The sequence below is a fragment of the Sporomusa sp. genome (genome assembly GCF_035561155.1).
Taxonomy (GTDB): domain Bacteria; phylum Bacillota; class Negativicutes; order Sporomusales; family Sporomusaceae; genus Sporomusa.
On the sequence record NZ_DATMYD010000071.1, the window covers coordinates 96569 to 123135 of the forward strand.

The 26567-nt window shown below is 43.9% G+C and carries 29 protein-coding genes; 1 reads left to right on the forward strand and 28 read right to left on the reverse strand.

All coding sequences use genetic code 11. The features are described 5' to 3' along the window. Position 1: 1 nt before the first annotated feature. From fliI to folP, 18 genes are all read right to left on the reverse strand, one after another. Positions 2–1318, reverse strand: a complete 1317-nt coding sequence (fliI, locus tag VN447_RS08590; RefSeq protein ID WP_325524692.1) for a flagellar protein export ATPase FliI — start codon at positions 1316–1318, stop codon at positions 2–4. Further along, positions 1315–2058, reverse strand: coding sequence for a FliH/SctL family protein (locus VN447_RS08595; protein WP_325524693.1), 744 nt, complete (start codon positions 2056–2058; stop codon positions 1315–1317). The genes fliI and VN447_RS08595 overlap by 4 nt, the downstream gene beginning before the upstream one ends. Further along, entirely contained in the window at positions 2051–3061 is a 1011-nt protein-coding gene (gene fliG, locus VN447_RS08600; RefSeq protein ID WP_325524694.1) for a flagellar motor switch protein FliG, read from the reverse strand. Before fliG ends, VN447_RS08595 begins: the two co-directional genes overlap by 8 nt. 17 nt (positions 3062–3078) lie before the next feature. Next, positions 3079–4629: a flagellar basal-body MS-ring/collar protein FliF gene (gene fliF / locus VN447_RS08605; protein WP_325524696.1), complete on the reverse strand. Its 1551-nt coding sequence runs from the start codon at positions 4627–4629 to the stop codon at positions 3079–3081. 95 nt (positions 4630–4724) lie between these two features. Next, positions 4725–5027, reverse strand: a complete 303-nt coding sequence (gene fliE / locus VN447_RS08610; protein ID WP_325524698.1) for a flagellar hook-basal body complex protein FliE — start codon at positions 5025–5027, stop codon at positions 4725–4727. A gap of 10 nt (positions 5028–5037) precedes the next feature. Continuing rightward, positions 5038–5472: a flagellar basal body rod protein FlgC gene (flgC, locus tag VN447_RS08615; protein WP_325524700.1), complete on the reverse strand. Its 435-nt coding sequence runs from the start codon at positions 5470–5472 to the stop codon at positions 5038–5040. Between the two features lie 2 nt (positions 5473–5474). Then, on the reverse strand, positions 5475–5885 hold the full coding sequence (gene flgB / locus VN447_RS08620) for a flagellar basal body rod protein FlgB (protein ID WP_325524701.1): 411 nt from the start codon (positions 5883–5885) through the stop codon (positions 5475–5477). A gap of 274 nt (positions 5886–6159) precedes the next feature. Next, entirely contained in the window at positions 6160–6936 is a 777-nt protein-coding gene (gene codY, locus VN447_RS08625; RefSeq protein ID WP_325524703.1) for a GTP-sensing pleiotropic transcriptional regulator CodY, read from the reverse strand. A 37-nt stretch (positions 6937–6973) separates the two neighbouring features. Further along, positions 6974–8374: an ATP-dependent protease ATPase subunit HslU gene (gene hslU, locus VN447_RS08630; RefSeq protein WP_414714896.1), complete on the reverse strand. Its 1401-nt coding sequence runs from the start codon at positions 8372–8374 to the stop codon at positions 6974–6976. Between the two features lie 12 nt (positions 8375–8386). Beyond that, entirely contained in the window at positions 8387–8917 is a 531-nt protein-coding gene (hslV, locus tag VN447_RS08635; RefSeq protein WP_325524707.1) for an ATP-dependent protease subunit HslV, read from the reverse strand. Between the two features lie 21 nt (positions 8918–8938). Then, entirely contained in the window at positions 8939–9883 is a 945-nt protein-coding gene (gene xerC / locus VN447_RS08640) for a tyrosine recombinase XerC (RefSeq protein ID WP_325524708.1), read from the reverse strand. Between the two features lie 94 nt (positions 9884–9977). Then, positions 9978–11273 carry a methylenetetrahydrofolate--tRNA-(uracil(54)-C(5))-methyltransferase (FADH(2)-oxidizing) TrmFO gene (trmFO, locus tag VN447_RS08645; RefSeq protein ID WP_325524710.1) on the reverse strand — a complete coding sequence of 432 codons (1296 nt, stop codon included), beginning with the start codon at positions 11271–11273 and terminating at the stop codon, positions 9978–9980. Continuing rightward, positions 11266–13461 carry a type I DNA topoisomerase gene (gene topA / locus VN447_RS08650; RefSeq protein WP_325524712.1) on the reverse strand — a complete coding sequence of 732 codons (2196 nt, stop codon included), beginning with the start codon at positions 13459–13461 and terminating at the stop codon, positions 11266–11268. Before topA ends, trmFO begins: the two co-directional genes overlap by 8 nt. Then, positions 13458–14543, reverse strand: a complete 1086-nt coding sequence (gene dprA, locus VN447_RS08655; RefSeq protein ID WP_325524714.1) for a DNA-processing protein DprA — start codon at positions 14541–14543, stop codon at positions 13458–13460. The genes topA and dprA overlap by 4 nt, the downstream gene beginning before the upstream one ends. A 156-nt stretch (positions 14544–14699) precedes the next feature. Continuing rightward, a complete protein-coding gene (locus VN447_RS08660; RefSeq protein WP_325524716.1) occupies positions 14700–15824 on the reverse strand; it encodes an MGDG synthase family glycosyltransferase in 1125 nt (374 codons plus the stop codon). Further along, positions 15817–16341 carry a 2-amino-4-hydroxy-6-hydroxymethyldihydropteridine diphosphokinase gene (gene folK, locus VN447_RS08665; RefSeq protein WP_325524717.1) on the reverse strand — a complete coding sequence of 175 codons (525 nt, stop codon included), beginning with the start codon at positions 16339–16341 and terminating at the stop codon, positions 15817–15819. Before folK ends, VN447_RS08660 begins: the two co-directional genes overlap by 8 nt. After that, the gene (gene folB, locus VN447_RS08670) at positions 16338–16706 is read right to left on the reverse strand and encodes a dihydroneopterin aldolase (RefSeq protein WP_325524718.1); all 369 of its coding nucleotides are present in this window, start codon (positions 16704–16706) and stop codon (positions 16338–16340) included. The genes folK and folB overlap by 4 nt, the downstream gene beginning before the upstream one ends. 13 nt (positions 16707–16719) lie before the next feature. Beyond that, positions 16720–17922, reverse strand: a complete 1203-nt coding sequence (folP, locus tag VN447_RS08675) for a dihydropteroate synthase (RefSeq protein ID WP_325524720.1) — start codon at positions 17920–17922, stop codon at positions 16720–16722. Positions 17923–18045: 123 nt separating this feature from the next. Here folP and VN447_RS08680 point away from each other — a divergent pair, with 123 nt between their 5' ends. Beyond that, the gene (locus VN447_RS08680; RefSeq protein WP_325524722.1) at positions 18046–19098 is read left to right on the forward strand and encodes a nicotinate phosphoribosyltransferase; all 1053 of its coding nucleotides are present in this window, start codon (positions 18046–18048) and stop codon (positions 19096–19098) included. A gap of 35 nt (positions 19099–19133) precedes the next feature. Here the strand turns inward: VN447_RS08680 and VN447_RS08685 are convergent, their stop codons facing one another. The 10 genes from VN447_RS08685 to rplS all read right to left on the reverse strand — a co-directional run bounded on the left by VN447_RS08685 (position 19134) and on the right by rplS (position 26511). Continuing rightward, positions 19134–19976, reverse strand: coding sequence for a methyl-accepting chemotaxis protein (locus VN447_RS08685; RefSeq protein ID WP_325524723.1), 843 nt, complete (start codon positions 19974–19976; stop codon positions 19134–19136). Positions 19977–20025: 49 nt separating this feature from the next. Continuing rightward, the gene (locus VN447_RS08690; RefSeq protein WP_325524725.1) at positions 20026–20784 is read right to left on the reverse strand and encodes a TPM domain-containing protein; all 759 of its coding nucleotides are present in this window, start codon (positions 20782–20784) and stop codon (positions 20026–20028) included. A gap of 22 nt (positions 20785–20806) precedes the next feature. Further along, complete coding sequence (locus VN447_RS08695; protein WP_325524726.1) at positions 20807–21361, reverse strand: LemA family protein; 555 nt, start codon at positions 21359–21361, stop codon at positions 20807–20809. An 84-nt stretch (positions 21362–21445) separates the two neighbouring features. Beyond that, positions 21446–22975 carry a YifB family Mg chelatase-like AAA ATPase gene (locus VN447_RS08700; protein WP_325524728.1) on the reverse strand — a complete coding sequence of 510 codons (1530 nt, stop codon included), beginning with the start codon at positions 22973–22975 and terminating at the stop codon, positions 21446–21448. Positions 22976–22994: 19 nt separating this feature from the next. After that, the gene (locus VN447_RS08705) at positions 22995–23351 is read right to left on the reverse strand and encodes a YraN family protein (RefSeq protein ID WP_325524730.1); all 357 of its coding nucleotides are present in this window, start codon (positions 23349–23351) and stop codon (positions 22995–22997) included. Between the two features lie 18 nt (positions 23352–23369). After that, complete coding sequence (locus VN447_RS08710) at positions 23370–23657, reverse strand: EscU/YscU/HrcU family type III secretion system export apparatus switch protein (protein ID WP_325524731.1); 288 nt, start codon at positions 23655–23657, stop codon at positions 23370–23372. 32 nt (positions 23658–23689) lie between these two features. Then, positions 23690–24475, reverse strand: coding sequence for a ribonuclease HII (locus tag VN447_RS08715; RefSeq protein WP_325524733.1), 786 nt, complete (start codon positions 24473–24475; stop codon positions 23690–23692). Positions 24476–24599: 124 nt separating this feature from the next. After that, complete coding sequence (ylqF, locus tag VN447_RS08720) at positions 24600–25502, reverse strand: ribosome biogenesis GTPase YlqF (protein ID WP_325524734.1); 903 nt, start codon at positions 25500–25502, stop codon at positions 24600–24602. Between the two features lie 44 nt (positions 25503–25546). Beyond that, positions 25547–26074 (reverse strand): signal peptidase I, encoded by a 528-nt coding sequence (gene lepB / locus VN447_RS08725; protein WP_325524736.1) that lies wholly within the window; start codon positions 26072–26074, stop codon positions 25547–25549. Positions 26075–26169: 95 nt separating this feature from the next. Next, positions 26170–26511 (reverse strand): 50S ribosomal protein L19, encoded by a 342-nt coding sequence (gene rplS / locus VN447_RS08730; protein WP_325524737.1) that lies wholly within the window; start codon positions 26509–26511, stop codon positions 26170–26172. Between the last annotated feature and the right edge of the window lie 56 nt (positions 26512–26567).

The following is a 26567-nucleotide window of genomic DNA, read 5'->3' on the forward strand; positions in this document are numbered from 1 at the left end:
GTTACGCGATAAGCCTCTTTAGTCTTTCAATCGTTTCTAACACGGGGGTATTTTCATGCACATCCTGTTGGAGGAAACCTTTTATACCATTAATAACATCAATCGCTTTATCGATATTAGCGTTGCTGCCACGGGCATATGCACCAATATTAATTAAGTCTTCAGCCTCATGATAAGTAGCAAGTAGACTACGCAAACGTTGAGCACACTGCACGTGCTCTTTTTCGGTAATTTCCAGCATGACCCGGCTAACACTAGCTAACACGTCAATGGCTGGGTAATGGTTTTGTGCCGCCAGATTCCGGGATAAAACGATATGACCATCCAAGATACTACGAACAGCATCCGCAATCGGTTCGTTCATATCGTCGCCGTCAACAAGTACCGTATAAATGCCAGTTATTGACCCCCTGTCACCCGTCCCTGAACGTTCGAGTAGTTTAGGCAGCATGGCAAATACTGAGGGGGTGTATCCCCTGGTAGCCGGAGGTTCGCCAACGGTTAGACCGACTTCACGCTGGGCCATAGCAAACCGGGTAACTGAATCCATCATAAGCATAACATCCATACTCTGATCCCGAAAATATTCAGCTATTGCAGTAGCTGTCATAGCTCCCTTGAGTCTGACCAAGGCCGGCTGATCAGAGGTTGCAACAACAACAACAGAGCGTCTTAGCCCCTCTTCTCCTAAATCGCGCTCAATAAATTCCCGCACTTCCCTACCACGTTCACCAATAAGAGCAATTACACTAATATCAGCTTCGGTGTTACGGGCGATCATTCCGAGCAAGGTGCTTTTACCAACACCACTGCCAGCCATAATACCTACCCTTTGTCCCCGGCCTAGTGTTAAAACACTGTCAATTGCCCGAACACCCACGGCAAGCTTTTCAGTAATTCGTCGCCGGGTCAATGGCGGCGGCGGCATAGTACTAAGCGGGTATTGAGTATTGCTAATAAGCGGCCCCTTACCGTCAATGGGATTACCAAGTCCATCCAGAATCCGGCCCAAAAGTTGACGCCCTACGCTGACTTTAAGCATTCTGTGAGCAGATACCACTTCGCAACCCGGTCCAATCCCCTGCATTTCACCGACAGGCATTAAAAGAACACGGTTTTCTCTAAAGCCTACAACCTCAGCAGGAATAGGATCATTTTGATTGCGCGGATGAATATAGCATAATTCTCCCAGGTTAACATTAGGTCCCTGCGACTCAATAACCAAGCCAATTATCTGAGTAATTTTACCATTTAGTTTCATGGTATCAGCGCTATGTATGGCTGATATATATTTGGCAGAGTCAAATATATTGCTCATGGCAGTGCTTCCTGAATAGCTTTGTAAACCATTTCCAATTTAGTATCTAATCTGGCATCAACGGTGCCCAAAGCAGTATCAATAACACAGCCTCCTGAAGGAACGATATGGTCAGCACACACATTAACGGCATGTTCCCTTCCCACCATAAGCTGTAAGTCCCGTTTAGCCATCAATACCATTTCATAATCTTCAGGGTTGACTCTTATAACAATGTGATCCTGATCCCGAACTTTCCCTAAAGCCTCTTTAACTATCGGCAGTATCGTAGTCGGGTTTTCTTCAATCTCCCGTGCCAATACTTTACTAGCTACCGCAAGCGCAATTTCAACAACTTGCCGTTCAGCATCAATAATCAGCTGATAAGCTTCTTTCTCTGCCGCTTTTATAATATGATCAGCTTTTTCAAGAGTTAATTGCATTGTTTGCTGCATTTCGGACAGCACCGCCTGATGCCCTTGAGTAAAACCTTCTTGGTAACCTTGGGTATGACCGTCTTCTTGGGCTTCGTGGGCTAATTCCTGAGCCTGAACTTTAGCATCAGCTAGATATTGGGTAGCTGAGACTTGAGCCTGAGCTAGAATACTTTCAGCCTCACTGCGCACAGCATCCAAGCATATTTCTGGTACTATGGGCTCCGGTTCATGGGTCTGTTCACGCACCGGTTCAGGCGCTGGCCGATATTTAATAATCACTGGAGCGTTTTTTTCAAATAATACGCTCTTTAGAATCTTAGACAATGATTTCGTCTCCTTTACCACGCGAAACAACGATCTCGCCTGATTCTTCGAGACGGCGAATATTATTTACAATCTTTTGTTGAGCTTCTTCAACATCTCTTATGCGCACTGGGCCCATATATTCAATTTCTTCACGGAGCATTTCAGCAGCACGTTTGGAAATATTTTTATAGATTTTATTAGCAACTTCACCTGATGTTGCTTTTAGAGCCAATGCCAGGTCTTTGTTATCAATCTCCCTAAGCACAAGTTGGAGCGATCTGTCGTCCAAGAGTACAATGTCTTCGAAGACAAACATACGTTTCTTGATTTCCTCTGCCAGCTCGGGATTTTGCACTTCCATATTTTCAATAATTGTACGCTCTGTAGTCCTGTCAACTCGATTAAGAATCTCGACTATCGAATCAACACCACCAGCGGCAGTAAAGTCTTGCGTCACCAGCGATGACAGCTTTCGCTCTAAGATTCTCTCAACATCGCGTATAACATCAGGCGATGTGCGATCCATTGTTGCAATACGCCGGGCAACATCTACCTGACGTTCAGGCGCTAATGCCGAAACGATGGCTGCTGACTGCTCAGGCTGAAGATAAGCCATGATTAATGCGATTGTTTGCGGATGTTCATTTTGAATGAAGTTAAGTAACTGGCTTGGATCTGTTTTACGTGCAAAGTCAAAGGGGCGTATTTGGAGGCTAGTAGTCAGTCGGTTAATGATTGATACAGCTTTCTCTGCTCCCAATGCCTTTTCCAATACTTCACGAGCATAATCCAAACCACCATTGGAAATATACTCCTTCGCTAAACACATTTGGTGAAATTCAGTTAACACTTTATCTTTTAGTTCTTGTGATAATTTGCGTTGATTAGCAATTTCAAGCGTTAATTTTTCTATTTCATCTTCACGCATGTGTTTTAATACTTGGGCCGAGATGTCGGGACCTAAAGCGATTAGTAAAATTGCTGCTTTTTGTTTGCCTGTCAATTCGTTTGACTGGTACATGGCCTAGACCCCTCCCACTATTCTTCTGCTAACCAAGTCTTCATCAGCTGAGCAACATCTTCAGGTCGCGATTTTGCAAATTTTTCTACAGTAGTTCGTTGTTCGGCCCGTTCTTTTTCCTGAGCAGTTAATTCTTGTCTCGCGGTTTGCGCTTCTGCCTCAGCAATAGGCTGAGGCTGAACAGCGAGAGACTCGACAAACTCTTCTTCTTGTTCGCGGCGTCGAGTATACATCCGAATCAAATAAAGTATAGCAATAATGGCAATAACAATAAGCCCTACTTTAAGTATAAGCGCCTGTTGCTGTTGTTTAGTTTGTTCTTCTTCGTCTTTTCGCTGTTTATCTGCTAGTTCAGTGCTGAATTGTATGCTTTCTACAGCGACATTATCGCCGCGGGAGGGATTGATGCCAATCGCAGTAGCTACCGTTTTACTTAAGCTGTCCTGCTGTGCTTTAGGCACGGCGGCATCTACAAGTACAGCCACAGTTACGCGTTTAATAGACCCCGGCGTACTTACCACTTTTTCTTTTGTCTCATTTATTTCGTAGTTACGTGTTACTTCTTTCTTTTCATAATTAGATTGAGAATTATTGCCAGTTACATACCCAGGTATGTTTGAGGTAATCCCAGGGACACCACCAGGAGCACCAGAGTTGCCTTTATAGTTTTCGTTCAATTCTTGAGAACTGCGGACTATTCCTTTATCATCGACAACAGGTTCGAAAGTTTGCCTGTCTAAAGTACGCTGGTCAAAGTTGAGTTCGACATTGACCCTAGCAGCTGCTTTACCCATTCCAAGTGTCTGGTCAAGTAACGATTGCACATTTTTTTGCAAATCGTCTTGAACTTTCTTTGTCATTTCAAACTGAGTCAAAGTTGTCGTGCCAGCCATCTGTGGCGCTTCTGACTGATCGTTTAAAACCCGGGCGAGATTATCAACAACAGTAATGTTTTCCGGCTTCAGGCCCTGAACACTGTGCCCCACCAAGTTGACAATACCTTTCACCTGCTGTTGTGACAACTGGGTTGATGGTTTAAGCTTGAGCATAATAGAAGCAGTTGCCGGCTTTTCGCTTTTCTTGTAGAGGCTGTCTTCAGACATAACAATATGTACTCTGGCTTTTTCCACTTCTTCCATCTGCTCAATTGTCCGGGTGAGTTCTCCCTGGATAGCCTGCAATAGTTGAACCTTATTTTGGAACTCAGTTGCACCAAATTTATTCTGGTCAAATATTTCAAACCCTTTGTTCCCTCTTGGTAACCCCTGACTGGCTAAATCCAGCCTTAGTCTGTGTACATCTTTGGATGCCACCAAAATGACAGTGCCATTACTGCCAGTTTGAACTTCATAAGGAACTTTCATTTCTTTTAACTTCGCAGTAACTTTACCTGCATCTTCGGCCTCAAGAGTAGTAAATAGAGGCACATTATCAGGACGGCCGCCCCACCAGTAGCTCCAAAATAGAATAGCTAGAAATAAACCTGCGGCTGTTCCAAGAATAATGTACCTGTGTTTATTATTCATATTTTGCCAAAGGCGCAGAGACTGTTCTTTCAAGTCAACCATGTCTCCATCCTTTCAGTTAAGGAAAAGTATATACCTAAATAAATTTATATTATAAAAAGGTATTACGGTAATGTTGAATAATTTCTAGTTCAGCATTAAACCTGCATCCTCATTACTTCCTGATAGGCGTCGACCACCTTATTGCGAACCTGCATTGTGAGTTGTAGGGCAATTGCTGCTTTTTCAGAAGCAATAGTAACTTCAGCTACGTCCTGTATTTTGCCTGCAGCAAGGTTTAGTGAGGCCTGGCGGGCTTCGCCCTGCAGATTGTTAACACTATTTAACGCATCTTTCAAATATTCGCCAAAAGCTTTTTCCGGCTGCGTAGAACTATCAACAGTGCTTATGTCAGTTAGGGTACCTTTCACAGGCATCATTTTTAAAGCTTCAATTCGCATGTATACTCTCCTATCTTCCGATATCTAAAGCCTTCATAGCCATACTTTTAGCAGCGTTAACTGCCGCTACGTTGGCCTCGTAAGCTCTTGAAGCGGTAATCATATCGACCATTTCAGTGACAATATTGACATTAGGCATCTCTACATACCCCTCGCGGTTAGCGTCCGGATGATTCGGATCATACATAAGTTTGAGCGGAGCGTTGTCTTTAATAATTCCAGTTACCCGAACACCATCGCCTGCATCGATTTGACTGGAAAGTATCTGACCGAAAGAAGCCTGACCGGAACGTGGCTCAAATACCACCATCTGGCGGCGATAGGCCCCGCCTTCAGCCGTACGGGTAGTGTTAGCATTGGCTATATTATTAGAAATGACATCCATGCGCAGCCGCTCAGCTGTCATACCTGAAGCAGCGGCATCAATTGCCCGGAACAACTCCATAATTAGCGTCTCCCTTCATTAATTGCAGACTTAATGCCGGAAAAATATTTACTCAATTGTTGAGCAACGGCATCATAGTAAATAGAATTTTTGGACAGACTGGCCATCTCACTGTCTATATCTACATTATTGCCGTCATTGCGTATAGAGGTAGTAGTAATTGTGTTTATCGTAGGTTCAACATTTATTCCCTGCTTTATCGGCATGTGACGTTTGTGAGTTCGGGCAATTGGATTACTTTTAGTATTCAATGCTAATTCCAACTGATCTTCAAAACTTACTTCGCTTTTTTTAAATTCCGGTGTATTTACATTAGCGATATTGTTACTTATTACATCATGGCGAAGTGAGGCTGCACCCAACGCTTTTTCCAATACTGAAACCTGAGTTGACTTTAGAAGTGAGTTAAGCATTGCTAGCCCTCCTGTTAATTTTAAATTACGCCCATGCATTTGTGTTGGACGGTCTTCATAGAGGCTTAATCTTATGCAAGATTCTACATAATACGCAAAAATCCTCTAAAAATCTGGTTAATATTAGCTTAAGTTTCATAAATAGGGCCTAAGTCCTACGTTATGCTCGGGATTTATGCAAATTCAACTTTAGATGACTTTTCAAAGTGACCAGCTTATATTGGAACAAAAAAATAAATCCAGCTGTACAAATACAGCTGGATTTATATACGAGTTATTTTTTTAATTTTTTCAATTCGTCTAATAAGCGTTCATTTAGCACCTTAATATAAGTCCCTTTCATTCCTAGAGACTTAGATTCAATGACACCAGCGCTTTCAAACTTACGCAGTGCATTAACAATAACAGAGCGGGTAATGCCAACACGATCGGCTATTTTGCTGGCGACCAGAAGACCCTCGTTACCTTCAAGTTCACTTAAAATATGCATAACAGCCTCAAGTTCAGAGTAAGACAGCGTACCTAACGCCACTTGCACAGTAGCCTTTTTCCTGGCTTCCTCTTCAATTTTTTCGCTGCGGTCTCTGAGCATTTCCATACCGACAACCGTAGCTCCATATTCAGCCAACACCAAGTCATCGTCTGTAAACTCAACACTGAATTTTGCAACAATCAGTGTACCGATTCGCTCTCCAACACCGTGAATTGGCACAATAGTGGTAAATTTGTCATTAAACATGCAGCTTGTTCCATCGCTAAAAGTGCACAATCCGCCTTCTAGTCTAAGATTAGGCGATGTTAGGTCAATCTTTTGCAGCCATGAGACATAGCGTTCAGGAAATTTACCCAATTGAAGTACTTTATCCCGCATAAGATCGCATTCAAAATCATCAAGCAAAGCATATCCTAAAACGGAACCATCCTTACTGACAATATAAACATTAGCGGCCATAACTGTACTGAGTACCGAGGAAACCTCACTATATTCAACGTTTTCTGATTTCTGAAGCAGTTTGTTGATTGTGCGAGTGCGTTCCAATAATGATGACATAATATTCCCCTACCTTTCATAATTAAGACAAATAAAGCTATAAAATATAGTGACTTAAGTCTTGATTAACCACTATATGGTCTAGTTTAGACTTTACATACTCACGATTAATAATAACAAGCCGCTCGATCGCGTCAGGAGCATCAAACGCCAAGTCTTCCAAGAGTTTCTCCAATATGGTATGTAACCGGCGAGCTCCGATGTTTTCAGTCTGGATATTTACTTTACAAGCGATGTCTGCCAGTTCATCAATAGCGTCCTCGGTAAACTCAATTTTTATACCTTCAGTCTCAAGGAGACTGATATATTGCTTTATTAACGCATTAGCCGGCTCGGTTAATATTTGACGTAAATCTTCTTTTGAAAGATTAGTCAGTTCAACCCGAATCGGAAAACGTCCTTGCAATTCCGGTATTAAGTCAGATGGTTTTGAAACATGGAAAGCGCCCGCGGCAATAAATAAGATATGATCAGTCTTCACAGGTCCATATTTACTAACAACAGTAGAGCCTTCCACAATTGGTAGTATGTCGCGCTGAACTCCTTCCCGGGAAACATCAGGCCCCGAGCTGTGACCCCTGCCGGCTATCTTGTCAATTTCATCGAGAAAGATAATGCCCGAGTTCTCTGCGAGACTGACAGCGCTTGTCGTAACTTCATCCATATCAATTAACTTTTGTGCTTCTTCCTGGATAAAGATTTTTCGAGCATTAGCAATTGTTACTTTACGTTTTTTCTGTTTTTTAGGAATTAAATTACCGAGCATATCTTGTATATTCATGCCCATTTCCTCAATTCCGGTTCCGGCAAACATCCCCATTGCAGGCTGAGTAGCATCCTCAACCGTAATCTCGATGAGTTCGTCTTCGAGTTCGCCGCTACTGAGCCGCTTACGCCACCATTCACGGCCAGTGTTGAATGCTTGGGATTCTTCTGGCTCTGGCGGCTTATCCTGGTTAGTTCCCATACCGCCGGAAAACAGCATTTCAAATGGATTACGGGACGATTCCTTTTTTACCGGCGGGACAAAGTGATCAAGAATACGCTCATCTGCCAACTCCTTAGCCTTATCATTTACTTCAATTATTTTATGTTGTTTAACCATTCGGATTGATGTTTCCACCAAATCACGCACCATTGATTCGACATCACGCCCAACATAACCTATCTCCGTAAACTTAGTTGCTTCAACTTTAACAAAAGGAGCATTCACCAGTTTGGCCAGACGCCTGGCAATTTCTGTTTTGCCAACACCTGTAGGCCCAATCATTAAAATATTTTTAGGGATAATCTCTTCCTTAAGCTCTGCTGGCAGTCTCTTACTGCGCCAACGATTTCTTAGAGCCACGGCCACTGATCTTTTTGCCTGCTGCTGACCGATTATGTACTTGTTCAATTCATTAACTATCTCTTTTGGTGTAAGTTCCAGCAAAATCATCCCCCCTTTAGACTATAACTCTTCAACCGTAATATGGTCGTTTGTGTACACGCAAATGCTTGCGGCAATTTCCAGGGCAGTGCGGGCAATAGCGGCGGCATTCAATGTGGACTGCTGTACCAGAGCTCTAGCAGCTGCAAGGGCATAAGGCCCGCCAGAACCGATAGCGGTAACACCGTCATCTGGTTCAATAACCTCGCCGTTACCGGATATGATAAGAAGATGTTCCGCATCAACGACAATAAGAAGCGCTTCCAACCGCCTTAAAACTCTGTCAGAACGCCATTCCTTAGCAAGTTCCACTGCTGCTCTCATCATGTTGCCGTTAAACTCTTCAAGCTTTCCCTCAAATTTCGCAAATAAAGTAAATGCATCAGCTACCGAACCGGCAAACCCGGCTAAAACTTTTCCATGGTAAAGACGGCGGACTTTTTTCGCGTTATGCTTCATCACAGTATTCTGACCAAAAGTTACCTGCCCGTCGCCAGCTATGGCAGTATTCCCCTGATGGCGAACCGCGACAATCGTTGTAGCATGGAACATGAGTATCACCTCCGAGGAAATTTAGGCACGTGGATGAGACTTTTTATAACTCGCTTTAAGTCTTTCAGTACTTACATGTGTGTAAAGCTGAGTAGTGGATAAATTAACATGCCCCAAAAGCTCTTGCACTGACCTCAGGTCAGCACCATTGTCTAAAAGATGGGTAGCAAAAGTATGACGGATGCTGTGAGGGCTGACATTTTTTTTGAATGCTAACGCCTCAACATACTTTTCAACAATTCGTCGTATACTCCGGTCAGTGAGTGGTCCACCCCGGTTATTTACAAACAGGCGCTGATGAACTTTTCCATTTTGCCGGCCGTATCCGCCTGGCTGAGCACATAATTTGCGGCGTGAACTAAACAGATATCTTTCCAAAATTTGAGTCGCACTCCGGCCAATAAGAACGATCCTCTCTTTGGCCCCTTTACCAGATACAATAATTGTTCTTCCAGCAAAATCAATATCCGGCAAGTTAATCCCTGCAATTTCACTAACCCGAGCTCCTGTTGCATACAGCATTTCCAGCACCGCTCTATCCCTTAGGCCCAACGGGCTGTTATCCGGCAACGCAATTAACTCATTAATTTCGTTAGTATCAAGAAAAACAGGCAGTTTTTTTTCTAATTTAGGTGTTCTAACAGCATCAAACGCGTTTTCACTTAAAATGTTTTCCCGGCATAAAAACCGGAAAAACGACCTAAGCGCCGCAATTCGTCGCATAATGGTCGCTTTGGCGTACTGCTCTGATTTTAGAAAAGCCAGATAACTACGGATTAAAATCGGAGTAGTCTTAATAAGCAGCGCCTCATCAGCCCCTTGCCTAGACACAAACTCTGCAAACTGTAGGATATCACGTTGGTAGTTGTGAATAGTATGCTGGGAAGCGTTTTTTTCAATTTTAAGATATAGGATGAACTTTTCTAAGAGCTGGTCAATCTGATCCAAGTCTTTGTTTTTAGACATCGCACTCATTCTTTCGCATGTTACATAGCCCTGGAGGAAATTACTATTATACTACCACACCTGATAAAATTCCGCAACATTATTGTCAAATTATTCAAATAAATTCTCCCAATACCCCTAATGCTCTTTCAGCAATAATTTTGTTTTTGACCTTCTTATCTTTAATCTTATGCCCCAACGGAGGCAACAGACCAAAATTTATATTCATAGGCTGAAAATTAGTCGGATCTGCTTGAGTGATATAACGGCAAAGGGCACCATGAGCAGTTTCTTCCGGGAAAACCCGTGGTTCAAGACCGCGCACCAACCTGCCAGCGTTTATACCAGCTATCAGGCCGCTTGCCGCTGATTCAACATAGCCCTCAACACCGGTAATCTGCCCGGCAAACAATATCTGCGCCTGATCCTTCATCTGTAAGGTAGGGTGTAATGTCATCGGTGAGTTAATGAATGTATTCCGGTGCATTACCCCATAGCGAACAAATTCGGCGTTCTCTAACCCGGGAATAAGTTTGAATACCCGATTTTGCTCAGGCCATTTGAGGTGGGTTTGAAAGCCAACAATATTATAAAGTGTTGCTGCAAAGTTGTCTTGTCGGAGCTGTACTACAGCATAAGGCATTTCTCCGGTCTCCGGATGTCTCAACCCAACAGGTTTCATTGGGCCAAACCGCATAGTGTCAATTCCCCTGGCAGCCATGGCTTCTATCGGCATACAGCCTTCGAACACGACTATCTTTTCGAAATCTTTAACCGGCGCCGCCTCGGCATGGGTTAGCTCATGCCAAAAAAGCTCATATTGGTCTTTGGTCATTGGGCAGTTCAGATAATCGTCATCACCCTTACCATAACGGGAAGCCCGGTAAATAATATTCATGTTAAGCGAGTCAGCTGTTACAATCGGTGCAGCTGCGTCGTAAAAGTAAAAATAGTCGCTGCTGGTCAGGCGGCTAATGGCACTGGATAAAGCCGGTGATGTCAGCGGCCCGGTGGCAATAACTAATGGGCGGGCGTCAGGTATTTCCATCAGTTCAGTATGTATAATTGTAATACGTGGATGATTACCAAGAGTCTCAGTAATCATCTGACTAAAACCACTTCGATCAACAGCCAATGCCCCGCCGGCCGGCACACTGTTAGCGTCAGCTGCTCGCATAACAAGTGAATTAAGCCTTCTCATTTCTTCTTTTAAAAGACCTACGGCGTTTTCTATAGCTGCTGCTCTAAGTGAGTTGCTGCACACCAATTCAGCAAACAGGCCAGTATGGTGAGCTGGTGTCATAACTTCAGGGCGCATTTCGTATAAATCTACGTCTATACCGGCTTCAGCCAGTTGCCAAGCAGTTTCACTGCCGGCCAGACCGGCTCCTATTACAGTAACTTTAGCCACTCTTTTTCCTCCGGCTAGCAGCAGGCTTTTTTAATTTTGCCTGTTCTTCGTTAGTATCCGTTTTAGTAGGTGTTTCTTTACTCTCGGGTGTTGGCCGGGTTGAGCAGGCCTCATTGCTGCACACTGCAGCAACACCGCCGTTTTTATATTTATGCCGAACCATGAATGCGCCGCACACTTGGCAATTATCTTTTAACGGCATATCCCAGGTATTAAAATCGCATTCTGGGTAGTTTTCACAGCCGTAAAAGACTTTCCGCCGTTTGGTCTGACGCTCGACAATAGCCCCACTGCATTTAGGGCATTTTACTCCAATATCTTTTAAGATAGGCTTGGTGTTGCGGCAGGCTGGAAAACCTGGGCATGCAAGGAAATTACCATACCGCCCCTGCTTAACGACCATCATCCGGCCACAGTTTTCACAGGGAATGTCAGATACCGCAACAGGCAGTTCAACATGCCCAATCGATTCTTCGGCAAAGCTTAGATCTTTAGCAAAAGGATCATAAAATTGTTCTAAGACACTTAACCAAGATGCGTCGCCTTCAGCGATGTCGTCTAGTTTATCTTCCATCCCGGCGGTAAACTCAGCGTCAACAATTTTATCAAAATATTGCTTTAGAAGGTCAAGTACAACAAATCCAAGCTCGGTAGGCAAAAACTTTTTGTCAACTCGCTCTACATACCCCCGATCAACGATAGTCTCTATTGTCGGAGCATAAGTGCTAGGACGGCCAATCCCTTTTTCTTCAAGTATTTTAACCAGTGACGCCTCTGTATAACGAGGCGGCGGTTCAGTAAAATGCTGTTTAGGGTCAAGTTTGTTTAGTTTTAAGACTTGCCCGGTGGTGAGAGCAGGCAAGGTAGTCTCATTATCCAAATCACTATCAGCGGTTTGTTCTATTTCTTTGCCTTTGCCAATCGCTCCGCTAAACGCCGCTAAAAAGCCCGGAAACTTCAGCTGCGAACCAGTAGCCTTTAGTTTATACTGACCTGCCATGATTTCTATGGTAAGAGTATCATAGACAGCGGCTGTCATCTGGCTGGCAATGAATCTTTCCCAGATAAGAGTATAGAGCTTTAGCTGGTCTTTGCTTAGATTTTTATCAATTGTTTCAGGTGCCAACTCAAGCGTAGTAGGCCGAATTGCTTCATGAGCATCCTGAGATTTTTTGTTGGCGTAAACAGGCGCTTTGGCCGGCAGATAATCTAAGCCGAATTTCTTTTCAATATAGGTTCTTGCCTCTTGCTGAGCGGTTTCAGATACCCGTGTTGAGTCGGTTCGCATGTAGGTAATAAGACCGACCTGACCGGCACGGCCAATATCTAGCCCCTCATACAATTGCTGCGCAACCATCATGGTTTTACGGGACGTAAATCCCAATTTACGGGACGCTTCCTGCTGCAAGGTGCTGGTAGTAAACGGTGGATAGGGGTTACGCTTTCTTTCCCGTTTTTTAACATCGCTAACTACATATTCAGCCTTATTTAGATCACCAACAATAGCCTCAGCCTGAATCTCGTTATTAACTGCCAACTTCTTACCATCAATTGCAATTAATTCAGCATCAAATACTTTAGAATTGGGTTTTTCTTTGAGTTTAGCAGTTATTGTCCAATACTCTTCTGGAATAAATGCCTGAATCTCTTTTTCTCGGTCGCAAATTAACCGGACAGCAACTGACTGCACGCGGCCGGCACTAAGACCTTTGCGAACTTTTCGCCATAAAAGCGGGCTAAGCTTGTATCCCACTATCCGGTCTAGTATTCGCCTTGCCTGCTGAGCATAAACCCGTGGCAGGTTGATTGGGCGCGGTTTTTTAACAGCCTGTTGAATCGCCGGTTTAGTAATCTCGTTAAATTCAATTCGACATGTAGTATGCTCAGGAATATTGAGGATGTGCGCTAAGTGCCAGGCAATGGCTTCGCCTTCACGATCAGGGTCTGTTGCCAGATAAACTGTATCGGCATTCTTTGCAGCTTCTTTCAAGCTTTTAATAAGTTCACCCTTACCCCTGATGTTAATATATTTAGGCTCAAAGCCGTGCTCAATATTAACGCCAAACTGACTTTTAGGCAAATCACGCAAATGTCCCATAGATGCTTTAACTGTATAATTTTTTCCTAAAAACTTTTCTATAGTTTTGGCTTTGGCCGGGGATTCTACCACAACTAGAGCTTTGCTCACTCAATTCCCTCCCTGGCGGCGCAAGTATAGCATTGACCGCTATGTTCGACCGTCAAACCCCGTAATGAAAGTTGCAATAATATATATGCAGCCGTTGCCGGCAGTACATTCAATCTTGTTACAATTTCTTCAATTCCTATAGGCTCTTCATAATTCAACAAACTATACACAGCCTGCTCATCGTGAGACAGTTCCGGACCTGCCTGGTTAACCTGCCCGGTTTCCCAGCTATATTCTTCCAGGATGTCGGTGGCACTGTCTACTAGCTTGGCCCCTTGTTTTATAAGCCTGTTTGCACCTTTGCTGCCGCCGGCAAAAATACTGCCAGGTACGGCAAACACGTCCCGCCCCTCTTCTAAGGCGAAGTCAGCAGTGATAAGTGCTCCGCTCTTTTCAGCTGCTTCTACTACAATAACTCCGCGTGCTAAACCGTTAATAATACGGTTGCGGGCAGGAAAGTGACCTGGGTTCGCCATAACACCTGGGGCGTATTCGGAGATTACTGCTCCAGACTCGGCAATACGGGCAAGCAGCTTAGCGTTTTCGGGAGGATAAGAAATGTCCACGCCCGAGCCAACCACCGCAATTGTGTACCCATGCTCCAGTGCCCCTTGGTGAGCAGCTGTATCAATCCCTCTGGCGGCCCCACTGACAATACCTACATGGGCAGTTGCTAAAGCGGATGCCAGCATATTTGCGGCATTTTTACCGTATACCGACGCTTTGCGAGAACCGACAATAGCCACCAGTTTATCATTTTTAGGCAAAACACCTCGGTAATATAGAACATAAGGTGGATTAAAGGTATTACGCAGTAACATAGGGTAGCCGCCGTCTGATAAGCTACAGAGAAATATTCCTTTTTTGAATAACACCTCGGCCAGGTTATGTATATCTATCTTGTCCCGCTGACCAAGTAAATTATTACAAACTGTACTATCAAGACACTTGGATAAAAATAAATCGCCCTGGTCAGCTAACCAAGCCTGCCGGGCGCTACCAAAATAATCAACCAAGGCCTTAATGCGTGAACTGCCAATACCTGGCACCTTCTGTAAGGCAGCCAAGTAAAATTGCTCCATATTCAGTTCCTCCACATTTAGCTAATCATTGAAACGCCAATAGCATCTAGTAAGTACTTGGTAAATCATAATACTAGCAATTATACCTGGGATAAAATCCAAAGGTCAAGAGCCCAAGGTCCTATTTGAGCATTTTTTAACAATATTTTAGTTTTTTTATGCTTTAAAGTAGTTTTTAGCAATAAAATCCGCTATATCTGTAGCTGCATGAGGACGTCCAAGTAAAGCTGCCCGTTGGCGCAAGGTGGTAAAATCACTATTGTCTTCAAATAGCCTAACTAATATATTCTGTAATTCTGACAGAGAATCGGCCCTAAGTGCGGCACCGTTATTTAATAAATAGCAAGTGTTTGCTTCTTCCTGACCAGGTATCGGGCGATAAATAACAAGCGGGACACCCATCGACAAAGCCTCCGACGTACTCATACCACCAGGCTTAGATATTAACAAATCGGCAATACTCATAAGCTCGTGGACATTGTCTACATAGCTGAAGACTCTGACAGGATGCCTAATAACTGAGCCTAGTTGAATAAGGCGCCGGTACAGCGACTGATTTTTTCCGGCTACAGCTACAATCTGCAAGGGCCTGTCAATTTGTGCGCATAATTTCAGGATCTCATCCATTGGCAATACTCCGGCCCCGCCTCCCATGATTAGGATTGTCTTTCGGTCCGGCCTAAGATTAAGTTTGCCGAGTACTTGATATTTATCAATTGGCTGGATAAAACTATCACTGACCGGGATTCCCGTAACCACAATAGACTGGGGCAATATACCATTCTGGCTTAAGTACTCAGCCATAGCGGGGTGAGCTACAAAATAGTGCTCAAATTCAGGATATACCCATAGGCGGTGAACGACAAAGTCAGTAATAATAGCCGCCGCTGGTACTCTAATCAAACCTTTTTTCTTGAGCCAAGCCACCAATCCGGCCGGCGTGGCATGAGTGCACACAATGACCGATGGTTGAAATTTATTAATATAATCTAACATCCGCCCGGCAAGAACTTGACTAACCCACTCTCGACCAATCAATGCCAGACGGCTTTGATTTCCCCATCCATACATTGTGCCATAGGCTTGAGGAAAAATATTAAGAATCTTTAAATAAGCTTTAAGTATTGTCTGACCAATAGCTGGATGAAATAAATCAAATATATTGCACAGTTCAGTGTGGCAGGAATGGTTTACCTTAAGCATTTGACTAACAGATTGCGCTGCTCTAATATGCCCAGCACCTATCGGAGCACTAATTAATAAAACCCGATGATCAGCCAATAGCGTTCGCCTGCCAAGAAGTTTTTATATTGCCATACAGGTTAACTTGGCTGTTATCGCCGGTTACTGCCAGTAACTCTTGTACCGTCTTGCCTTTATACACTGAAAGGTTACCTGCAATCTCAGCCAATGGAATTAAAACAAATCTTCTGTCCGGCATACGGGGATGGGGCAATTCGAGCGTGATAGTAGCCATTTCTACATTATGATAGAGCAAAAGGTCAATATCAATGTTGCGCGGACCCCATCTCACTTCCCGTACCCGTCCCATTTGTCGTTCAATCCCGAGACAAACATCAAGCAGTTCTAGCGGCGGTAACTCAGTAGTAATCGCAATGACTGCATTGAGAAAACTAGGCTGATCCTTTAATCCTACCGGTTCAGTCTCGTATAATGAAGATACCTGCTCAACAGCAATGCGAGAATGCTCACTTAACAGCCTAATGGCCGTGGCAATGTTTTCTTCTCTGGTATTATTACCAATACTAATATTAGAACCCAATCCTAAAACAATCATTCTCCGCGTCTCCGTACGGCTTCAACTTCAACATAATCCAGCGCTGCAGCAATGGGCACGGAGGGTTTGCGTACCCGTACCGTGACTTCCCCTACCAGAGGGTGTAGCCGTAAAACTTCCTCAGCGATACGGTAGGATAAAGCTTCAAGAAGTTGAAATCTCTGATTTTCCACTATATCTTTGGTTTGATTATAAATAGAAACATAGTCTACTGTTTCTTCAAGGCGGTCACTTTTACCAGCTTGGCTTAAATCGGCTTTCATATCAAGATCAACATAGAATCGCTGTCCTAATTCCCGTTCAAATTCATATACCCCGTGAAAGCCGTAAAACACCATGTTTTTTAAAGAAACTCTATGACTCACTTATAGCTACCCCCTACTGATATTTAGCATTTATTATAGCATCGGTTATGCGTGTAATGCGGGCTATGGCTTGTACATCATGTACCCGGACAATATTAGCACCTTTCGTAATTCCTAAAGCTACGGTAGCTCCTGTACCTTCCACCCGTTCACTGGGTAGAGCATTTAAAATATCGCCTATGAACCGTTTGCGCGAAGTGCCTAACAATACCGGACAGCCAAGCGACGTAAGTTCGTCGAGCCGCGCCAGCACAACCAAATTGTCTGACGGACTTTTGCCAAACCCAATGCCGGGATCGACAATAAAGTTGTCAGCGCTTATGCCGGCCGCCTCACCTATTTCAATACTGTACCGCAAGAATTCAAGAATATGGGACATAATGTCTCTTTGATAAGCTGTACCTTCTTGATTATGCATAATTACAACCGGAACGTTATATTCGGCGACTACCTTAGCCATTTCCGGATCAAATTGCAAACCCCAGATATCATTAATCATATGTGCGCCAGCTTTGAGCGCCTCACGGGCAACACTGCCTTTATAAGTATCAATAGAAACAGGTACACTAGAAATAGTCAATACCTTTTCCAACACCGGCATTAGTCTGTCCAGCTCTTCTTCAGCCGAAATTTTCTCCGAGCCGTATGGCCTGGTAGACTCAGCACCAATATCAATAATATCAGCACCCTCTTTAATCATTTGCTCAGCATGTTTTAAGGCTGCATCAATATTATTAAACTTTCCGCCGTCAGAAAAAGAATCTGGTGTAAAATTTAAAATTCCCATAACCAGTGTTTTTTCCGGAGTGATGGATAGCCTATGTTGACCAAGCTTATAGGTACGCTGCGGAAAGTTTTCGCTAGCGGCTATTACAGCTTCCAGTTCCTCGGCGAGTTTTTTTAGACCCCATGGCTGAACCTTAAGTTGGGGAATACATTGTTTAAAATGCTTTAAGCTACCACTTAAAAGTACATCTGTATATTGATCGCTAAAATCGGCCGCTCCCCTGGAAACTGATGCCTCGCCGCCTTTAGAAAGAAATGTCTGCTTTAAAATAAGCGAGGCTTTACTTAAAACATTTTCCACTTTTATTGTCTTATATACGGCCTTATTAGACATAATAGCAGCTCCGCCCGGGTCACATTTAATTTTTGGCAGTTCTTTCCTAGCTTGCTCCTGATTTTTTATCTCAATTACTCGCATATTATATTGCATTAGCGTCCTCCCCTATTGCGACAAAATATAATTTTATTGTATCATAAAATTATGTAGAATAAAGATTATTATGCAAATTTTAGAAATTTATCATTAGATTTGCAATATCTAGGAGGCCTATTAATGAAACAACGCTTATCACCGGATTTTTTCACCATCCCTGTTGAGCAAATAAAGAATGGGTTTTTCAGCGACAGTTATTTCATGCGCACCCAGGAGATCTTAGTCAAGGATAATCACCGGCCAAGAGTTATTATGCAAGTATTCCAGCGTCAGCATGCTGTTATCTGCGGTGTTGATGAAGCGATTGCCATTATCAAAAAATGCGCCCACGATCCTAATAATCTAGTTATTCACGCATTGCATGACGGCGATCATATTGAGCCATGGGAAACTGTGATGACCATCGAAGGTGATTTGGCAAACTTCTCGCACTTAGAAACAGTTTATCTAGGAGTGCTCTCCCGTCAGACTAAAATTGCTACTAATGTACATAGAGTAGTTAAAGCCGCCAATGGCAAACCAGTACTATTTTTCCCTTCACGTTTCGACCATTACGCAGTCCAAGCGTCTGACGGTTATGCCGCTCATATTGGCGGTGTGTACGGCGTCTCTACTCCGGCCAACGGGTCTCTCTGGGGAGCTGAAGCGCTTGGCACTATCCCCCATGCCTTAATTGCAGTTTATGACGGCGACACTGTCCAGGCATCGAAAGCCTTCGATGCTTATATTGATCCACAGGTAAACCGAGTAGCGCTTGTCGATTTCGCAAATGACTGTGTTGGGACATCTTTGGCTGTGGCCAAAGAAATGGGTGATAAGCTATGGGCTGTTCGCCTTGATACTGCCGATAACCTTGTTGATGTGTCTGTATTACCTCAAATGGGTACTTTTAAACCTACCGGAGTTTGTCCTCAGTTGGTTTTAAATGTCCGACAGGCTCTCGACCGTGAAGGCTTTAGCCATGTAAAAATTATGGTGTCAGGTGGATTTACTGCTGATCGCATAGGGCAATTTGAAGCAGCTAATTTGCCTGTTGATGTGTATGCAGTAGGCAGCAGTTTGTATAACGATAATGTCAATTTCACCGCAGACATTGTTATGTTAGATGGAAAACCATCTGCTAAAGTTGGCAGGAGCTACCGCCCTAACTCCCGTTTGACATTAGTGGAATGAGGATTAAAAAAGTGAAACAACCTTTAACGGTTGTTTCACTTTTTTTGTTCATTATTTAAGTTAGATGCTAAACTAGCAAGTTGTTCAGACATCGCCATAAGCATTTGACTATGTGCCGTCAGGTCTTGAATAGTATTTGCTTGGTGCTCCGTAACTGCATCGATCTGGTTTATTTCAACGCCAATTTTTTCAATCGATTTTTTAATATTATTCAAAATTGTAGTAATCTGAGTTGCCGAACTGGCGCTATTAGTAGCAAGCTTACGGACTTCTTCGGCTACTACACCAAACCCTCTGCCCATCTCACCAACCCTAGCTGCTTCAATTGCGGCGTTCAGCCCTAAAAGGTTAGTCTGACTGGCGACATTTTTAATAAATCCAACAACGGAATCAGTGTCTGCCACCTCTTTATTGGCGGCGACTGACATATCTTTAAGGACTCGCCCGCTGGCAGCCAATTCTTCAGCCTGAGCCAGAATAGACTGGATAGAAGAAGACATATGTGTAGCCGAATTAGATAACTGTTTAGCTGCAGTGGCAAGCATATTTTGGCGTTCCATTGACTCGTGGACAGCAACAGCACCAATAACTACTCCCTGATCGTCAATTACCGGCAGGCTGATAGCAATATAAGGAATACCGTAAACCTCGCTGCTAACTTCAACAACCGCCCGTTGTTTCTGTTGCATTGCTTTGTATGCAGCAGATCCCGATTTAAGTGGTTCACCAACAACAACTTGACCTTCGAGCTCAGGAATCGAGTAAGATACTAACCATTTTTCCCGGTCGCTAACCACCATACCAACTTTTCCGCTTACTAGCTGCGGAATATACTTAGCAATCTTGGTAAAACAGTCCAACATGGAAACTTCTGCCATGTAAATCCCTTCCTTTGTTCCCACAATCGCTATAAACTTCTAAATCACGCTACCATTTACGGCTGGAACCACCGCCGCCACCTGAGCCGCCGCCGTAACCTCCACCCCCACCCCCGCCGCCACCACGGAATCTTAAGAGGGAAAGAATAAGATATGTAATACTGCCGCCAAGAAACACCCAGTCAAAAATGAGTAATGCCAATGCACCCGCTGCCATCGCAAGCTGAGCCCACCATGGCAGAGTGTCCCACCACGATTGATTAGCCGCAGAACGCACTTTAGCCGATTTGGCATCGGTGCTTATATCAAGCTGATACTCTTTGGCAGTTGTACTGACCAATGCCTGATAGCCGTTCCAGATACCTTTATTATAATCATTTGCAGCAAAATAAGGTATCATGTACTCATCTTGTATAGCACCGGTCTTGGCGTCATTAAGCACCCCTTCCAAGCCATAGCCTACTTCTATTCGTGACTGACGGTCATTTACTGCAACCAACACCAGCACACCATTATTTAGCTGCTTATCCCCAATACCCCATCGTCTTAGCACTTCCAGAGCATACTCATCTAAAGATGCTCCTTCCAATGACTTGACTGTCAGCACTACAATTTGAGCCTTAGTCTTAGCAGCCAACTTGCCGCCTAGATTGTTTATTTTACTTTTAGTGTCTGAATCCAATACTCCGGCGTGGTCTTGGACATATACACCTTGCGTCGGCGCCGGAGGGATTTGGGGCTGAGCCGAAGCACAGGTCATTAGTAATAAATATATTACTAAAACAAGCCAAGCCAACCTTTTATTCATAAGTTACCCCCTCGCTCGGCAATTAGAATTTTACTTGGGGAACTTGTTTTGCGCCTTCTTCTGCCTTAAAATATTCCTTTGGCCCAAAGCCCATCATTCCGGCAAATAGGCTTGTCGGGAATGAACGTATTTTTACATTATATCCTTGCACTGCATCGTTATAATCTTTACGAGCTACAGCGATTCGATTTTCAGTTCCGCTAAGTTCATCCATAAGTGCCCGGAAATTTTTATCGGCCTTAAGATTTGGATAGTTTTCCGCAACAACCAATAATCTGCTGAGTGCCGAATTTAGCTCGCTGTTGGCCTGTGCTTTGCCCACTGGTCCCTGTGCCCCGGCTAGCTTCGCACGCGCGTCAGCGACAGCTTGAATGGCCTGTTGTTCGTGCGCAGCATATCCTTTTACAGTATTAACTAAGTTGGGAATTAAATCGGCCCGCCGCTGCAGTTGGTTTTCAATCTGGCTCCATTTACCATTAACATTCTCGTTAATACTAACCAATGTGTTGTAGCTGAAAATAGCACTTACCAATAATGCTCCTACTATGGCGATAATAATCCATACTGCCTTATTCATATAAAAACCTCCTTTGCATTTTAAAGAGAGATACACTATTTATTATATCTAACAGAGTTGAATATATCATGGACTAATAGGTATTTATTTCCTGGAAATATTTTGAAAATCATTACGAAATTGAATGGCTTCCGCAATGTGTCTTGCTTCAATTTGCGCTGCGCCACTCAAATCAGCAATTGTTTGAGCCACTTTAATTATCCGATCATAACCACGGGCGCTTAGATTCATCTTAGTAAAAGCCTGCTTGAGAAGACTCACAGCATCAGACGTTAGATGGCATAGGTTTTTTATATGTTTGTGTTGCATTTGTGCGTTGGCATAGAACCCGAACCTTTTAAGACGTTCATGCTGAATAAGTCTAGCAGCCTCTACCCTGCGGCGAATAATGGCAGACGATTCTTGAGGTATATTTTTTACTAAATCATTATACTCAAGGCGTGGCACATGAATTGTTATATCAAGCCGGTCCAAAAGCGGTCCTGAAATTTTTTTCTGATAACGGCGTATATCACCTGGTGTGCACGAGCAATCCCTGGACGGATCTGAACTAAAGCCGCAGGGACACGGATTTAATGCCGCAATAAGCATCAACTTAGACGGGTACGATAAGGTGGCGTTAACCCGGGAAATGGTAACCTCCCCGTCTTCAAGCGGCTGACGGAGCACTTCCAGCACTGTCCGTGGAAACTCAGGCAACTCATCCAAAAACAATACACCATTATGGCTTAACGTAACTTCACCCGGCCTTGGCATACTCCCACCGCCGATCATCCCAGCAGTTGACACAGTATGATGCGGACTGCGAAACGGTCTATCTGTAACTAAGCCAACATTATTCTTAAGTAATCCGGCAACACTACAAATTTTTGTTACCTCAAGAGCTTCCTGCGGCGTCATATTCGGCAATATTGATGGAATGCGCCTAGCAAGCATTGTTTTACCTGAACCTGGCGGTCCAACCATCATTACATTATGAAAGCCCGCAGCAGCAATCTCAAGAGCCCGTTTTGCAACAATCTGTCCTTGCACGTCTGCGAAATCGAGCGCTACATCGCGGGATTGGTTTTCCGGTAATTGTGGAACTTCTGGAACCAGTAAGTTCTCACCTTTAAGATGACCAGCAACCTCAGCCAGAGTCTCCGGCGCATAGACTGTCAATTCTCCGGCTAATAATGCTTCCTGGGCATTTTCTCGAGCCACAATCATTTCTGCTATATTGTAACCCCGGCAGTTAGCCGCAATTGATATTATGCCCGATATGCCCCGCAGCCTGCCTTCTAAAGACAGTTCGCCAGCAAATACCTGACTGCGACAACTCATTGGATTAACCTGGCCGCTTGCCGCCAGTATTCCTACAGCGATAGGCAAGTCAAGACCTGAACTGTCTTTTTTAATATCTGCGGGTGCTAAATTTACCGTGATTCGACGTGCAGGAAACTCAAATCCGCTGTTTTTAATAGCCGCTCTTACTCGTTCCCGCGACTCACGCACTGCCGTATCAGGCAATCCCACTATATCAAGTCCGGGAATGCCGTTTGCAATATCAACTTCAACTGTTATTAATACACCGTTTAATCCTAATGTAGTTGAGCCATAAGTTTGTGCAAACACTGCTTACCCCCGCAGCTGTTTAGCTGCCAAACGCATTTATAATGTGATTACAATGAACTGTATCCTTCAGCAAGTATATTTCCAGAATGTCAAATCTGCAGGCCATGTCTGTAAAACCACGATGATTTAAAAAGCATAGTGCAGTATTTATTATTTTTTGCTGCTTTCTGAAATTAACAGCTTCAGCAGGAAAGCCGTAAACAGTTGAGCGTCTGGTCTTAACTTCAACAAAAACTAGGTACTCTTTATCCTGCGCTATGATATCTATTTCGCCAGTTTTAGCGCGATATTTGGTAGTGATAATTTTATAACCCAGTTTACTCAAATAGATTGCAGCAGACTGTTCCCCTTTATCACCAACGCCAATATGGTTCATAGTCTCCTCCGCAACCGCTTACTTAGGCTTTTTCCCTAATCGCTGGTCCAAACGGTAAATATACGCCAAAACCTCAGCTACCGCTTGATATAGCTCTGGTGGTACTTCACGATCCAATTCAACAGCCATCAGCATACCGGTAAGCGTTTTATTCTGATATATGGGAATTCCATGTTCTTTTGCGGAATTTAAAATTCTTCCAGCAACAACGCCGGTTCCCTTTGCTACAACAATAGGCGCTTTATTCTCATCATCATAAGTGAGAGCAACTGCTTTAGGTAGCTTGTCACGTTCCGGATCAGTCACACTATCATCTCCTCGGTGGCAAAACAGTTGTCCTATCTGCTAGCTGCTTCAGCAGCCTTAACCGGAGCAAAGCTCCGCCGATGATGTGGACACGGTCCGTATTTTATAAGTGCTTCCATATGTTCTTGTGTGCCGTATCCTTTATGGCGGGCAAATCCGTACTTTGGATACTCGCAGTCAAGCTCATTCATTATTTGATCTCGTTCTACTTTAGCAATAATAGATGCTGCAGCAATCGAAGCGCTAACCTGATCACCACCAATAATTGCTTGATGCGGTACAGCAAGATTAGGCAACGGCACGGCATCAACTAGTACTGCCTGCGGTATCGGAGACAGGCCAGAGGCTGCGCTATACATGCCACCTACAGTGGCCTGGTATATATTAATATCATCAATTGTTTCAACACTGACTATACAAGAGTTTACTGCAAGAGCAGCCTTTTTTATTTCTTGATACAGCTTTTCTCGCTGCGCGGCTGTAAGCTTTTTGGAATCATTTAAGCCTGGGAGATAACAGTCAAGCGGCAAAATAACAGCAGCAACAAGTACAGGGCCTGCTAACGGCCCCCTGCCAGCTTCGTCAATACCTGCAACCAAACAATAACCCTCAGCTTCTAGTTGACGCTCGTACTCATATAGCGCCTGAATTCGCTCCCGCTCGCGCTGAGCTGCCTGGCGACGAGCTTCCCATTTATCCACAAGGCGTTTTACTGAGAGACGGGCATCTGTTTTAAGGCTATTCGTTATATGTAGTGAAATATCGTGCTGAGATAATAGCGCCGTAATCTGCGCCACCGTCATCTGTGTTGTATCCAAAAACGTACTACCTCCAAATCCAGATGCTTTAGTTATTCTTGATAAACCCAACAAATCCTGCCTATTTTCAGACAAAATAATAGAACGGCCACAAATTGTTAGCCGTTCACTTTATGACTTTGTATCAAAAATGTCTTTCATCTGCTGGTACTGTATCAAATTCAGGAGCATCCAGCTGTGCAGGGGTGTCAAGGGTAAATTGGCCAAGCTTGCCTGAACGAAAATCCGTTAGAATAATTCTTCTGACCTTTTCGTAATCTACCACACCGCCGATCTTCAAGCAACCTCGCTTAGCCCCAATTAGTGCTAATAGCTCGCCTGTGTCTTCCGGCAATTGCTCTTCGCTTAGCTTGTATCGTTCACGTAGACGAGAGGAATAGTTCTCTCTGAGTATTTCTAAAAGTTTTAGGATAACTTTCTCCATATCATAGATATCGTCTTTAATTGCACCAGTCACAGCTAATTTAAAGGCGACTTCCTGATCATCCATCCTTGGCCACAATACACCGGGAGTGTCCAGTAACTCAAGGTTCTTACCGACTTTGAGCCACTGCTGCCCGCGCGTTACTCCGGGCTTATCACCTGTTTTAGCTGTTGCTGTGCCTAACAGCCGGTTGATTAGCGAAGACTTCCCCACATTGGGAATTCCCAGAATCATAGCTCGTACGGCCCGGCCTTTTATACCTTTAGCTGTAAGTTTGGCAATTTTTTCACTAGCCTCTAGTTCAACCTTATTTACCAGTTCTTTCGAACCTTTGCCGCTGGCTGCATCTAAAGGGACTGTAGTAAACCCCAAGCCCCGAAAATGTTGAATCCACTCGGTCGTACGCGCCGACTCGGCTAAGTCTGACTTATTCAGCGCCACTACCCTAGGCTTGGTGCCAACAAGTTCGGCAATAATAGGATTTGCACTGCTTATCGGGATACGCGCATCTAACAGCTCAATTACTACATCAATAAGACTTAACTGTTCACGAATCATACGCTGGGCTTTGGCCATATGGCCAGGGAACCAATGAATGTGCATTAAGTCACACTCCTTACCTAAGAACCGGATACTATAGTGTATAGCTACGGCAATGTTTTTATGTGGTCAAGCGGCCAGAAAACCGTAACTGCTTTACCTTTAATTAACTCCAAGGGCACAAAACCTACATCTTTAAACCGACTGTCTTCGGAGTTATTACGGTTATCGCCCATTACATAAATGTGTCCTTCTGGAACTGTGGCCGCAGGATAGGAGCCTCGGGTACGTTCTAATATGTATGACTCGTTCAAAAGCTGTCCATTAAGAAAAACTCTACCATCTTTTATCTCCACAGTATCCCCAGCTACTGCAATTACACGTTTAATAAAATCACGACTGGGATCACGTGGATAACGAAATACTAGCACTTCACCCCGTTCGGGAGTCTTAAACCGGTATATAAATTTATTTACAATAAGTCGTTCGCCGTTTACCAACGTTGGCCGCATAGACGGCCCCTCGACCATGTATAGTTCTACAATAAAATACCGGATAAAAAACGCCAGAACTATGGCTATGAGAATAGATATTATCCAGTCTTTTATTTCTTCACCCAAGTTGGTATTACTCACAGCCTTCCTCCTTTCGGTATAGGAATGCCTTCAATTCACCCCTGTGGGAGATATGAAGAAAAGGGACTGAAATCAGTCCCTGAACACATCAGTTTTTAGCGTTTTTCCCTAATACGAGCTGCCTTACCGGTAAGGTTGCGCAGATAGTAAAGCTTCGCTCTACGAACAATACCGCGACGCATTACTTCAATTTTCTCAATACGCGGAGAATGTACCGGGAAGGTACGCTCAACGCCGATGTTGTAAGAAACACGTCTTACAGTAAAAGTTTCGCGCACACCACTGCCCTGACGGTTAATTACCACACCTTCAAAAACCTGAATACGCTCACGAGTTCCTTCAACAACCTTTACATGCACGCGTACGGTGTCGCCTGCCTTAAAAGAAGGGATATCTTGCCGCAGTTGTTCTTGCTCCAAAATTTGAATAATATTCATTTATATTTCCTCCTTATATCAGACGTTCGTACCATTTGCAGAGGACCGTCCGTATT